Raw genomic sequence first — 13,138 nt, forward strand, 5'->3', positions numbered from 1 at the left:
ATGGATGCACTCCAACTGGAAAAAGTTTACGAGTTGTTCAGCGCCGGGATCGGTGCTCACAGTGATATGTCACTGAAATTTGTTTCTACCGAGGAAAACCGAGTCGTATTGGAAATGCCTTTCCAGGAAAAGCATGCAACAGCGCACGAAAATGGTTCGTTGCACCCTGGCGCTCTGGCAGCCGCACTGGACAGTGCCTGCGGTTTCGTAGTCCTCCAAAGCCTCGCGGTGCCACAGGCCATTGCGACCATCAACCTGCGAATCGACCACATACATTCCGCCCCCGTAGGCACTGATGTTCGAATCCAGGCGGAGTGCTACCAGCAGATTAACGGGTTTGCCTATGTCAGTGCATTCGCCAGCAGCCTGGACGGAAGAAAGATGTTGTGTAACGCGCAAGGTATTTTCAAAATTGGCAGCCCAGGTCCTGCCCTGGATCGAAGCTTGCTCTATCGACGAGGTGATTAATCAAGATGGACAAACATCTACTCCAGTTTCTCGACGAGACGCCCTATGCGAAAAATTACGGGACCGAGCTTGTCAGATGCGAACCAGATGTCGAATGCCTGACTCCTTGGGCAGAGCATTTTACTGGTAACCCATTGTTGCAAGCGTGGCACGGAGGAGTAGTTGTAGGCGTTCTCGAGCTTACCGGTGCGTTGCAAACTTTAAAGGTATCAGCCGACGAAGTGTGCCCACTCCTATCAGCCAACATCAATTTTCTACGTCCCACCAAGGGTGATCTAGCCGTGCATACACGCGCTTACCTTGTTCGAAGTGGGAGGCAGATTCTGAATATCGATGTCATCGCCTGGCAAATCTCGCTGCAAGAGCCCACTGCTGCGGCAACACTGACTTTTGCAAGACGTAGTTAGTCACCATCCTTCTGTTCGATTTAACGCTAAATTCACGAAAAACCACCCCGTACCGCCTGCGTTCCGGCGCGAGCTCATTAGCCGCTCGCCCGAGAGAATTCTCGGTAAGAGTCTGGAAGAACACTCTTCCCCCAAGGCAATGGTGGATTTTTGCGGGTACAAATGTGCAGTTTTCGTCCGGCGTTGATAGGCTTTTCACAGCGGAGCATATCGTTTTCCGCATCAAAACCCCACGTCACTAAGGCGCGAAGCGAGTAGTGACGTGGGCAGCGCGCACATTGCGGCAATCTTGGCAACACCGAGGCTTAACGTCTTTTCAGGGGTGGTTACAGTGGAACCACCCCCTCAAAGGTGGATTGGGTCGTGTAGGCACAGTCAAATATGGCCAAAATTGCATTGCAGAGAGCTTTCAGGGCGTTTGATGGCAGCAAGTTTTCAGCTGCCGGGCAGAAACCACTCCCGATTCAGGTGAAGTTCTCTGTGACACGCGTATTCTGTGTTCCTATAATCGGCCCCAACACTGAATTTTGTCGCTGCCACTGCGCTTAAAGTGGCAAGGAAGACCCCACCTTGCGAAAGCGAACGGGGTAGGTGGATTCAGGTAGTTTTGGAATCTGCTGAACGCGTCACTCAGGACCCTTCTTGACGCAACGGTCAGCGATGACCGGGTCCCTCTTCGAACTATCGCAGTGCCGCTTCGTCTGGGTACCGCACCTTCAAATCCCTCCCGCCTGGTACGGGGATCGGTTCCATAAGCGCTGTGGATGGCCGGGCATATATGCCGGCCTGAAAGACAGTTTCTTCAACCACGCAAACGCACTGGCGGTCAGTGCGCTCTGCTCAACTTAAAAAGGAGAAATCCACCACCAGCCTTTGGCTGGATGACCGTTGGTTTGCACGGGCCAGTTTTCTTGCGAAAACACACCGTGCTGTCTATGGCCAGACACATTCAGGTCAACCGGGATTGGTGTCCCGTGATCGTACCGCTCGTCGGACCTGCGCAGCATTGTTGCCAGGTGATCAGAAACACTCACCGATGGAAACAACACTATGCGAGACCTGAACTACCAACTGAAACTCTTGTGCAAACACAGCCATGAAGGCAGCTTCGAAACCCGCGTAGGCCGTGAGCGCCAGTTGAGCGCAATCGCCAACCAGTTGCACGAGCTGGGCTTCCGGCAATTGAAGGCCTCCTCCCTCAAACAAAAGCATGTCCAGGCCCTGGTGGACGAGTGGCTGAAACAGAACCTTTCACCCGGCACCATCAAGAACCGGATGAGCTGTTTACGCTGGTGGGCCGAGAAGGTTAACAAGCGGGCCGTGGTTGCCAGCTCCAACGACTTTTATGGCATACCGGACCGGCAGTTCGTATCCGGCACCAGCAAGGCCAAGGACCTGAAAAGGGACCAACTCGCCCTGGTGAAAGATGAATATGTGAGGATGAGCCTGCGCCTGCAACAGGCCTTCGGGCTTCGACGGGAGGAAGCCCTGAAGATCCAGCCCCGCTGGGCAGACCGGGGTGATCACCTGCACCTCAAGGCCAGTTGGACCAAGGGCGGACGGGAACGCACCGTCCCCATCCGCACCCTGGAACAACGCGCCCTGCTGGAACAGGCCAAGCGGCTGGCCGGTTTCGGCTCGCTGATCCCCCGGGGCCGGCAATACATCGAGCAGCTCAGGATCTACGAACGCCACACCGCCAACGCCGGCTTATCCAAAATGCACGGCCTGCGCCATGCCTATGCCCAGCAGCGGTACCGGGAACTCACAGGTTGGCCCTGCCCCCATGCGGGCGGGCCCGCCAAAGAGCAATTAACCGGGTCACAGCGTCAGGTCGACCAGCAGGCCCGCCTGACCATCAGTGCTGAAATAGGCCATGTCAGAGCCCAGATAACTGCTGTGTACATAGGCAGATAGGGCATGCAGATCCAACCCCGCCTGATCCGACTCCGCGATGCCCCGGCCTACCTCGGGATCAACAAGAATACTTTTAATCGCGTGGTGCGCCCTGCCCTGTCTGAGGTTTCCCTGGGACAACAAACCATTCTCTTCGACAGACTTGAAATCGACGCCTGGGCGGAGGACTATATCCAACGCAACGGGCGTCGTCCTTTAGGCTCAATTCTGGAGGACGATTTATGTCAAAGCGCAACAAAATGCCGGGGCTCCGCCTCAAAAACGGGATCTGGCATATCGAAAAACGCTCGCAGTACGCCCCCGGCGGCTGGCTCCGCGAAAGCACAGGAGTATCTGGCCGCACTGAGGCAGAGCAAAAACTGATCCGTCGACTGGCGGAGATTCAAGAGGAGGCAAAGCAACAAGCCGCAGCGGTTTATACCTTCGAGGCAGCGGCACTGCGATACCTCGAAGATATTGCACAGTCGTCATCGGCAGAAACGATAGCGATACATCTGGACCAGTTGTTCGTGTATATCGGCGCACTGCCCCTGGAGCAGGTCCACGACGGCACTTTAAAGCCATTCGTGGATGAGCGGCTCCGTCTGGGGAAGGCCCCGAAATCCATTAACAATGCGATTGGTACAGCCAGTGCAGTTCTCAATCGCGCGGCGCGGGTATGGCGAAATGAGCAAGGGCTGCCGTGGCTAAAACAGGCACCGCCCAAACTCAGTCGGCTATCGCTCAAGGGGTGCCAGAAAAGACCGTACCCCTTGTCGTGGGAAGAACAGGACAGGCTTTTTTCAAGGCTCCCCCGCCACCTGGCGGATGCCGCGATGTTTGCGGTCAATACGGGATGCCGGGAACAAGAGGTCTGCCAGCTGCGCTGGGCATGGGAGGTAAAACTGGATGATCTATCCACTTTCGCCTTTGTCCTGCCCGAGTCGATCACCAAGACCAGTACCGAGCGGGTGGTGGTGCTCAACACGGTCGCGAAGGCAGTAGTCGATTCACGGCGGGGGATCCACGAGGACTTCGTGTTTACCTATCGGGGCAACCCGGTCGGGAAGTTACGGACCAGCGCGTGGATCAGGGCCTGGACGAAGGCCGGGTTACCGACGGACAGCACCATACTCAAAGGCGTTCACAATTTGCGCCATACGTTCGGCCGAAGGCTGCGAGGCGCGGCGGTTCCACTGGAAACACGCAAGGCGCTGCTGGGGCATGCCAGTGGTGATATCACCACCCACTACTCGGCAGCCGAACTCGGCGAACTGCTGGATGCCGCGGAGAAGGTGACCGATCGTGGGCGCGCGCAATCGCCCACCCTGACAGTGATAAAGCGGCAGAAGGAGGAAAGTGTCGGAAAACTGCCGGAAATGCGCGGGAAGGTTAGTGGCTGCTAAGCTGCAGACCCTTACGGAATTGGCGCGCCTGGCACGATTCGAACGTGCGACCGCCTGGTTCGTAGATATCGACTAAAATTTTAACCTGTTGTTTTTATTAAACTTTATGGTGGGTCGCCCGTTGCAAATCGCACCACCATGCACTACTCCGCAGAGCTCAAACCGGCAAAAGTCCGGCAGTAAAAACCAGCTGGATAAGAACCAGGCAGTTTGTCGATCCATGTTGTGTACCTGCGAATGCAACACTGCGGTATCAAGTGAGACCTCAACTGGACCAGGTTGACAACCTGTGGTATCCCACTGCTCCCGACAAACTCCGCGGAAGTATCGCTAGATGCGTGACAAACTGGAGCAATATCAGGTCTGGCTGTATCTGCTGACCATACTGGCGGGCATGGTCATCGGCTGGGTATGGCCGGGGCAGACCCGTCATTGGGAACTCCTGCTCTGGCCAGCCCTGGGTATTCTTCTATACACCACTTTCACTCAGGTGCCGTTGAACCACCTGAAGGCGGCGTTCGCCGATCGCCGGTTTCTGCTCGCGCTGCTGACCGGCAACTTTGTCCTGATGCCCCTGGTTATCGGCGGCTTGTTGTTGCTATTGCCGGACGAGCCCGCCATCCGTCTCGGCGTGCTCCTGGTCCTGTTGGTACCCTGCACCGACTGGTTCATCAGTTTCACCCATCTTGGCGGTGGGGATGGCGCCCGGGCGATAGCGGCTGCGCCTGTCCTCCTGATTGTCCAACTCGTATTGCTACCGGTCTATATCTGGCTCTTCATGGGTGACCTCGCCATCGAGCTGGCGGTTGGCAGCCACTTGCTGCCCGCTTTCTTCGGCCTGATTGTCACACCGCTGATTCTGGCCTGGTTGACCGAACGCATGGCGCTTAGGCATCAACAGGCGCAAACACTTGTCAGCTGGCTCGGGTGGCTACCGATACCACTGCTGGCACTGGTAGTGTTTTTGATTGCCGGTTCCCAGGTCAGCCTGGTAATCGACAATGGCTCCCTGCTCTGGTCGGCGCTCCTGGTCTTCGTACTTTACCTGGTTGCCGCCGCCATCATCGGCAAGGTGCTGAGTGGATTGTTCAGGCTCACCCCCACCGTCGGCCGTACCCTCGTCTTCAGCCTGGGCACCCGCAACTCGTTCGTCATGCTGCCGCTCGCGCTCTCACTGCCAGAGGTATGGCATGCCGCCGTCGTTGTCATCGTTTTCCAGTCCCTGGTCGAGTTGTTCGGTATGGTGGCTTTCCTCAAGTGGGTGCCTGGCCTCCTGATCCCTGACGCTACTCGGGCATGACAAACACAGAGGTTCCCTGAGGCGCTGCGTCTTGAGCAGAAGAGTCAGGCATGGCAGGTCCTTCTGGCCCATTCTCGGGCGCGCCTGTTTATCGATAAGCTAGTTTGCTATACTGGAAACCCTGCTCCAACGGGCGGTCCCGATAGTGAAACACTGGCTCATTTTGGTTTTGGCGCTGATGACTGCATTGCAGTCAGCGGTTGCTACTGCCGATTTGGATCAGGTTTATCACCCTGGAGTCGACCACCACGCTACTGAACAATGGCATAGCTCCGACGGCAATGTGGACACTCAATCAGGCGAACAGGCCCCAGCCGAGCATGATTCTGCTTCGGGGCATTGCCATCAATGCCACGGTCACCTTCAGGTCGTGCTCCTTAATGGTCCGCACGATGCGTTGGGTGCTATGCGCGATCATGGGCCCCTGAACTATCAGATCAACCTTTCCTCCGGCGCTCCTTCCGCCCCGTACCGTCCTCCTATTTCCTGATCCTGCGACCTCATTCCCCGCCCGGGGAATAACTGTCATTTAGACTTTCGTAGGAGCAGTCTCATGCTGTCTGCAATGCCCAGAAGTACTGGGTGGTGCGCTTTGCCGTATCACCTTATTCTTCATGTATTTTCCCTGCTGGTAATGGTTTTTAATCCCGCCGTTGCCTATTCGGGAGAACAGCCGTTAACCCTTTCCGAAGCGCTATCCCGAGCCATGGCGCAAAACCCTAGCCTGCAGGTGTTCGACCTTCGTCTTGAAGCCCTTGCTGGTGGCCGCTTTACCGCGGATCAAAGTCCCGCCCTGGAGACTGGCCTGGAAGTGGAAAATTTCCTGGGCAGTGACAATCTGCAGGGTGTCGACGGGGCGGAGTACACCGTGTCCCTGTCGTCGGTACTCGAACTCGGGGACAAGCGCCGGGCCCGCGTCAACGTCGTTGAATCTCGATACGGACTGATGGAGGCCGAACGCCGAGCGGAGACCCTGGATGTGCTTGGGCGGGTGACCCAGCTTTTTGTCGCCACTCTGGCGCTTCAGGAGAAGCTCCAGCTGGCCGCCGAGGCAGTGAGTCTGGCCGGGGCCACCCACGAGATCATCGCCCAGCGCGCAACCCGGGGTGCCACGCCAGAGGCCGAAGTTCTGCGTGCCAGGGCCGCGCTGATCCAGAGCCAGATCGAGCAGTCCCGCCTTCAAGCCGAGTTTGTGAACCGGAAAATGGCTCTGGCTTCCCTCTGGGGTGATACCAATCCGGACTTCAAGCTGTTGGAAGGCGACCTGTTTCAGTTCGGTTCGTCGGACGGCTTCGAGGCACTCTACCAGCGGGTCAACGACAGTCCGGCCATTCAGGTCTATGCCAGCGAGCAGCGTATCCGTGAAGCCGAAATTCAGCTGGCACGCAGTCAGTCCGAGAGTGATATCCGCTGGGAGGTCGGCATCCGCCGCTTCGAGGAACAGGATGACACAGCCTTCATCGCGGGTTTTTCCGTACCGCTCTTTGCAGGACGGCGCAATAGCGGCGAAGTACGCGCTGCCCAGGCCGCACGCAATGAGGTCGGCTATCGTCGGCAGGACACCCTGCTGCGTCTCCATTCACGTCTGTTTGAAGCCTATCACCTGCGTCAGCAGAGCATCGAGGCAGTGGAGCGGATTCGCAGCCAGATGCTGCCCGATCTGAGCGAGGCGTTAACCCAGACCCGCGATGCCTACGAGAGCGGCCGCTACAGCTATGTGGAGTGGACTGCCGCGCAGCGAGAGCTACTCGCCGCACAGATGGCACTGGTTGACGCTGCCACCACGGCGCTGCTCAACCAGGCGTTGATCGAACAACTGACGGCACAGCCGCTCGCGAGCATTCCGAGCGCTAACCCACAAATTCAGGATTCCAGCCATGCAACTAATTAAACAACTTTCTCTGCTACTGGCAGCCACCTGCCTTGCGGTCAGCCCACTGCACGCCGCTGAGCAACCACAGGGTGAATCGCAGGCAGACGCCAAGGGACCTCACGGAGGCATTCTGTTGCAGCAGGAGAATACCACGGTCGAACTGCAAATCTTTGAACGGGACGTCCCTCCCGAATATCGTGCCTGGGTTACAGACAATGGGAAGCCCGTGATCGACGACATTGAACTCAGCGTCAATCTCACACGGCTGGGCGGGCAAGTGGACACTTTCAACTTCGATTATCAAAGCGACTACTGGCTGGGGGACGGCGTGGTGAATGAACCCCATTCCTTCGACGTCGAAGTCACGCTTGCCATGGAAGGCAAGAAGTACCGCTGGCAATGGGAGTCCCACGAAGGTCGTACCCGTATCGCGCCGGATATCGCTCAACGCGCAGGGATTGCGACGGCTGAAGCGGGAACTGGAGCCATCAAGCGCACTGTGACGGCCTACGGCAACCTGACCATGGCACCTCAGCAGCTGGCGAGGGTCAGTGCCCGCTTCCCCGGCGTCATTACCCGGGTCAGCGTTGATCTGGGCGATCGTGTTACTAAAGGCGATCTGCTGGCGCAAGTGGAGTCGGATGAAAGCCTCAAAACCTACGAGCTGCGCGCTCCCATTGACGGCGTCGTGATCGAGCGCCGGGGCAGTAGCGGGGAAATGACCGGAGCGCAATCTCTGTTCGCTATTGCCGACTTGACCACCCTGTGGGCCGAACTCAAGGTGTTCCCTGGCCAGAGGGCCGAAATTGCCGTCGGCCAGAAAGTCCTGCTGCGAGCCGAGGGTATCGATCGGGAAGGCACCATTCGCCACCTGCTGCCTGCTCCCGGCACAGCCCCCTACTCTCTGGCCAGGGTGGAGGTAGACAATACTGACGGCATGCTCACTCCGGGTTTGCTGGTGACCGGGGACATTGTGGTGGAAACGGTGGACGCCACACTGACCGTAGAAAATCGCGCCTTGCAGTCCTTTCGCGACTGGACCGTGGTCTTTACCCAGGTGGACGACACCTACGAGATTCGCCCCCTGGACCTCGGTCGCAGCGATGGCACCAAGACCGAGGTGCTGGAAGGCCTGCGTGTGGGTGACCGCTACGTGGTGCAGAACAGCTACCTGATCAAGGCGGATATCGAAAAATCCGGCGCATCCCACGACCACTAACCAGGAGGCCATATGATCAATGCAATTCTACGCCTCTCGGTAGAGCGGCGGTTTTTGATGTTGTCCCTTATTCTCGTGCTTGTCGGGGTGGGGGTATGGAGCTTTCAGCGCCTGCCCATCGACGCGGTACCGGACATTACCAATGTCCAGGTGCAGATCAACACCGAAGCACCGGGTTACTCCCCCCTGGAGGCGGAACAGCGCATCACCTTTCCGGTGGAAACGGCGCTGTACGGCCTTCCCAACCTGTCGTACACCCGCTCCCTGTCACGCTACGGCCTCTCTCAGGTCACGGTGGTGTTCGAGGAGGGAACCGACCTGTACTTTGCCCGCAACCTGATCAACGAGCGCCTCGGTGCCATCAAGAATGCCCTGCCGCCCGGACTGGAACCGGAGATGGGCCCCATCGCGACCGGTCTTGGTGAAATTTTAATGTACACCGTGGAGGCACTTCCGGGTGCTACCCAGGCAGATGGTCGCCCATTGGACGCCACAGCCCTGCGAGAAATCCAGGATTGGATTATCAAGCCCCAGTTGGCCCAGGTGCCGGGAGTGATCGAAGTCAATACCATTGGGGGCTTCAACAAGCAGTACCACGTCACACCTTTGCCGCAGCTATTACTGCAATTTGGCGTCACGATGGATGACGTGGCGGAGGCCCTACGTCGCAATAACGCCAATCGGGGCGCCGGGTATATAGAGCGCAACGGCCAACAGCTGTTAGTGCGCGCACCGGGGCAGCTGGCGACGATAGGCGATATCGAACAGGTGGTGATTGCCAACCGCAATGGCGCTCCAGTGAAGGTCAGCGATGTCGCCGAGGTCGCGATTGGAAAGGAACTGCGCACCGGCGCCGCCACTCGCGACGGCAAGGAAACCGTGATGGGCACGGCCATGATGCTGGTGGGAGAGAATTCCCGATCGGTGGCGCAGGCGGTGGCCAAAAAGCTGGAGACCATCCAGCCCTCTCTACCGGACGGGATCAAGGTGGAGGCGGTGTACGATCGTACGACCCTGGTGGACAAGGCCATCGCCACGGTAGAGAAAAACCTGCTCGAGGGCGCACTGCTGGTGATCGTGGTCCTCTTCCTGCTGCTTGGCAATCTGCGCGCCGCCCTGATCACGGCTGCGGTCATTCCACTTTCGATGCTGGCCACTATCACCGGTATGGTGCAAGCGGGCGTATCGGCCAACCTGATGAGTCTGGGTGCCCTGGACTTCGGGCTGATCGTGGATGGCACGGTCATCATTGTCGAGAATTGCATACGGCGCCTGTCACAAGCACAGCACAACGGCCAGTTGCCCCTGCGAGAACGGCTCCAATTGGTGTTTGAAGCGACTAACGAAGTCATTCGTCCAAGCCTGTTCGGGGTGGCCATCATTACCGTGGTGTACCTGCCAATCTTCGCCCTCACCGGCGTCGAGGGCAAAATGTTCCACCCGATGGCGGCTACCGTGGTGATGGCGTTACTGGCGGCCATGGTCCTGTCGTTGACCGTAGTACCGGCTGCAGTGGCGGTGTTTTTGACAGGCAGGATCAGCGAAAAGGAAAGCCCTCTAATCAGTGGCGCCAAGTCGCTGTACCAGCCAGCTCTGCTGGTCGCCATGAGGTTTCGCTGGCTGGTGTTGGGCGGGGCGACGGCACTCGTCGGAGTCAGTATTTGGCTCGCGACCACGCTGGGCTCGGAGTTTATCCCACAGCTGGATGAGGGGGACATTGCGCTGCATGCACTGCGCATCCCCGGTACGGGCCTTGAGCAGGCCATTGTAATGCAGTCGCAGCTGGAAGAGCGGCTGAAGGCCTTCCCTGAAGTAGACAAGGTGTTTGCCAAGATCGGCACCCCAGAAGTGGCCACCGACCCGATGCCCCCGAGCGTGGCGGACAACTTTGTCATTCTTAAACCCCGTGACCAATGGCCAGATACCAAAAAATCCAAGGATGCACTGGTGAGAGAAATGACCGAAGCGGTCGAAATGCTGCCCGGCAACAACTACGAGTTCACCCAGCCTATCGAGATGCGCTTCAACGAGCTCATCTCCGGGGTACGGGCCGATCTCGGAATAAAGGTCTTCGGCGATGATCTAGATGAGCTGCTGCTATCTGCTAACGACATCCGCGAGGTTGTTGAGTCCATGGAGGGCGCAGCGGACATCCAGGTCGAGCAGGTGACCGGTCTACCCATGTTGTCGATCCATCCCAAGCGTATGGCACTCGCGCGTTACGGCCTGAATGTCGAAGATCTACAAGGCCTGGTGGCAGCCGGTATCGGTGGTGAAGCCGCGGGGCTGATTTACGAAGGCGACCGTCGTTTTGAACTGGTAGTACGCCTGCCAGAAACCATAAGGCGTGACGTTGATCGCCTGTCATTTCTGCCCGTTCCCTTGCCGGACGGGGGCTATGTACCCTTGTCAGAGGTGGCGGAGCTGGTGCTCGCGCCGGCTCCCAACCAGATCAGCCGCGAAAATGGAAAGCGCCGGGTGGTGGTCACCGCCAATGTGCGTGACCGCGATCTTGGTGGTTTCGTTGAAGAGGCCCAGGCTCGTATCGCACAAGAGGTGAACCTACTCGACGGGTACTGGCTGGACTACGGCGGCACATTTGAGCAACTGCAGTCGGCCAGCCAGCGACTAGCGATTGTTGTCCCCATTATTCTCGCGATCATCATCGGTCTGCTGATCATGGCATTCGGCTCATTGAAAGACGCCCTGATTATCTTTACCGGTGTGCCACTGGCACTCACTGGAGGTGTGTTGTCATTGTGGTTGCGGGGTATGCCGCTGTCGATTTCGGCAGGCGTCGGCTTTATCGCCCTGTCGGGAGTGGCAGTGCTCAATGGCCTGGTGATGGTAGCGTTCATTCGTGACCTCTGGCACCAAAACGGAGACCTTCTTACCGCTGTGGTGGAAGGCGCCTTGATGCGTCTGCGGCCGGTGCTGATGACCGCTCTGGTAGCAAGCCTCGGCTTTGTGCCGATGGCGCTCAACACCGGTACCGGAGCCGAAGTTCAGCGCCCCTTGGCCACCGTGGTGATTGGGGGCATTATCTCGTCAACACTGCTGACGCTGTTCGTTTTGCCGGTACTTTATGCCCTGCTACACAGGAAGGATGCCAAGATGTAATGGCGCCGCTCTCGGCGCTCTCCCGGCCGGGAGTGGTGTGTCGCTGAAGCGCGTACATGTTATGGTCTTTTGAGAGGTGGAGAACTACTTATGCACAACCACAGCCTTGAGGATGACGCCAGCTCCAGACGCATAGGATTGGTTTTTTTCCTGAACCTGAGCTTCACTATCATTGAGTTCATCGGCGGAATACTGACCAACAGCACAGCCATCATGGCGGACGCTGTGCACGACCTGGGTGACAGCCTGTCTATCGGCAGCGCCTGGGTACTGAACCGGTTGGGGCGCAGATCCGCCAACAGCGAATTCACCTATGGTTATCGCCGTTTGTCACTGTTCGGCGCCTTTCTCAACAGCGTGGTGCTGATTGCCGGATCGCTGTGGGTATTGAGCGAGGCTCTACCACGGCTTGCGGACCCGGTGATGCCGATGGCGGAGGGTATGCTCGCGCTGGCCATCCTGGGCGTTACCGTCAATGGGTTCGCAGCCTATCGTCTGAGCAAGGGCAACACCCTCAACGAAAAGGTGCTGAACTGGCACCTCTTGGAGGATGTGCTGGGCTGGCTGTCGGTACTGGTGGTGTCCATTACATTGATGTTTGTCGACTGGCCCATTCTCGACCCGCTGCTGTCAGTGGGCTTCACTCTCTTTATTCTGTTCAATGTGGTCCGCAATCTTTGGGCTACTGGTAAGCTATTTCTCCAGGCGGTACCTGACCGCGCGCTTCACGATAAGATTCGGAAAACACTGTTGGATGTCGACAGCGTCAGCGGCGTCCATCACCAACATCTCTGGTCACTTGACGGAGAACACCATGTGCTGACAGCCCACATTGTTGTGGACAGGAACTTTAATGCTGATGAGTACGGTCGCATCAAGAGTGCCACGGCTGAGGCACTCGAACAGTATGGGCTGGCTCACACCACCATTGAAGTTGAATGCAGTGAGGAGCTATGTCGCGATGGCACGCCGGAGCAGGACAATCGACAGACTAATCACACCGCGGGAGATCACGATGGCACCTAACTTCACCACGAAAATAGCACCCCACGTAGAGTCAGAGCTGGCCGAAGCGCGGCGATCCAGATTAGTCGGCCATGCTATGCAGGAATTTGTGCATCTCGAAAGAGCCCATGTGCTCGGTCAGGAGTCTACCTACTGGCATGTCAAAGTTCATACACTGATGCTGCTGTGGGCTCTGCGAAACCATAGAGTGCGGGAAGCGCTAGGTCAGCTCTTCCGCATTGTTGGCGCTGCCACAAAAACGGCGCTTGGATTGGTGCCGCAGGGAAATACCGGCGGAACCAACGTTAGCCCATTCAAAGCAATGCCAATCGCACCTGAGTTGGCCGCATTGATTGGAGAAGCCAAGGCCGATGTGTAGCCGTTCGCCTACGGTGGCTGCACGCGCGTGTTGATCCTGTCTCAGCCGGACGAACACCCATGTTC

Annotated in this window: 11 protein-coding genes; all 11 read left to right on the forward strand. The window is 57.7% G+C overall.

Translation table 11 applies throughout. The annotated features are described in order from the left end of the window. The 11 genes from EYC82_RS06475 to EYC82_RS06525 all read left to right on the forward strand — a co-directional run bounded on the left by EYC82_RS06475 (window position 1) and on the right by EYC82_RS06525 (window position 13,073). A complete protein-coding gene (locus EYC82_RS06475) occupies window positions 1–468 on the forward strand; it encodes a PaaI family thioesterase (RefSeq protein WP_027951252.1) in 468 nt (155 codons plus the stop codon). 5 nt (window positions 469–473) lie between these two features. Beyond that, a complete protein-coding gene (locus EYC82_RS06480; protein ID WP_076001765.1) occupies window positions 474–875 on the forward strand; it encodes a PaaI family thioesterase in 402 nt (133 codons plus the stop codon). Between the two features lie 1,050 nt (window positions 876–1,925). Then, window positions 1,926–2,792, forward strand: a complete 867-nt coding sequence (locus EYC82_RS06485) for a phage integrase N-terminal domain-containing protein (protein ID WP_027948882.1) — start codon at window positions 1,926–1,928, stop codon at window positions 2,790–2,792. 221 nt (window positions 2,793–3,013) lie between these two features. Beyond that, on the forward strand, window positions 3,014–4,177 hold the full coding sequence (locus EYC82_RS06490; protein WP_027948881.1) for a tyrosine-type recombinase/integrase: 1,164 nt from the start codon (window positions 3,014–3,016) through the stop codon (window positions 4,175–4,177). A 334-nt stretch (window positions 4,178–4,511) separates the two neighbouring features. Continuing rightward, window positions 4,512–5,477, forward strand: coding sequence for an arsenic resistance protein (locus EYC82_RS06495; RefSeq protein WP_279248724.1), 966 nt, complete (start codon window positions 4,512–4,514; stop codon window positions 5,475–5,477). Window positions 5,478–5,622: 145 nt separating this feature from the next. Then, window positions 5,623–5,967 carry a hypothetical protein gene (locus EYC82_RS06500; RefSeq protein ID WP_279248725.1) on the forward strand — a complete coding sequence of 115 codons (345 nt, stop codon included), beginning with the start codon at window positions 5,623–5,625 and terminating at the stop codon, window positions 5,965–5,967. 75 nt (window positions 5,968–6,042) lie between these two features. Next, window positions 6,043–7,368 carry a TolC family protein gene (locus tag EYC82_RS06505; protein ID WP_279248726.1) on the forward strand — a complete coding sequence of 442 codons (1,326 nt, stop codon included), beginning with the start codon at window positions 6,043–6,045 and terminating at the stop codon, window positions 7,366–7,368. Further along, window positions 7,355–8,569 (forward strand): efflux RND transporter periplasmic adaptor subunit, encoded by a 1,215-nt coding sequence (locus EYC82_RS06510; protein WP_279248727.1) that lies wholly within the window; start codon window positions 7,355–7,357, stop codon window positions 8,567–8,569. The genes EYC82_RS06505 and EYC82_RS06510 overlap by 14 nt, the downstream gene beginning before the upstream one ends. 12 nt (window positions 8,570–8,581) lie before the next feature. Continuing rightward, window positions 8,582–11,689 (forward strand): efflux RND transporter permease subunit, encoded by a 3,108-nt coding sequence (locus EYC82_RS06515; RefSeq protein ID WP_279248728.1) that lies wholly within the window; start codon window positions 8,582–8,584, stop codon window positions 11,687–11,689. Between the two features lie 90 nt (window positions 11,690–11,779). Continuing rightward, entirely contained in the window at window positions 11,780–12,715 is a 936-nt protein-coding gene (locus EYC82_RS06520; RefSeq protein ID WP_279248729.1) for a cation diffusion facilitator family transporter, read from the forward strand. Further along, window positions 12,705–13,073 (forward strand): DUF3703 domain-containing protein, encoded by a 369-nt coding sequence (locus EYC82_RS06525; RefSeq protein ID WP_279248730.1) that lies wholly within the window; start codon window positions 12,705–12,707, stop codon window positions 13,071–13,073. Before EYC82_RS06520 ends, EYC82_RS06525 begins: the two co-directional genes overlap by 11 nt. Window positions 13,074–13,138: the final 65 nt, after the last annotated feature.

The sequence above is a fragment of the Candidatus Marimicrobium litorale genome (assembly GCF_026262645.1).
In the GTDB taxonomy this organism is placed as follows: domain Bacteria; phylum Pseudomonadota; class Gammaproteobacteria; order Pseudomonadales; family Halieaceae; genus Marimicrobium; species Marimicrobium litorale.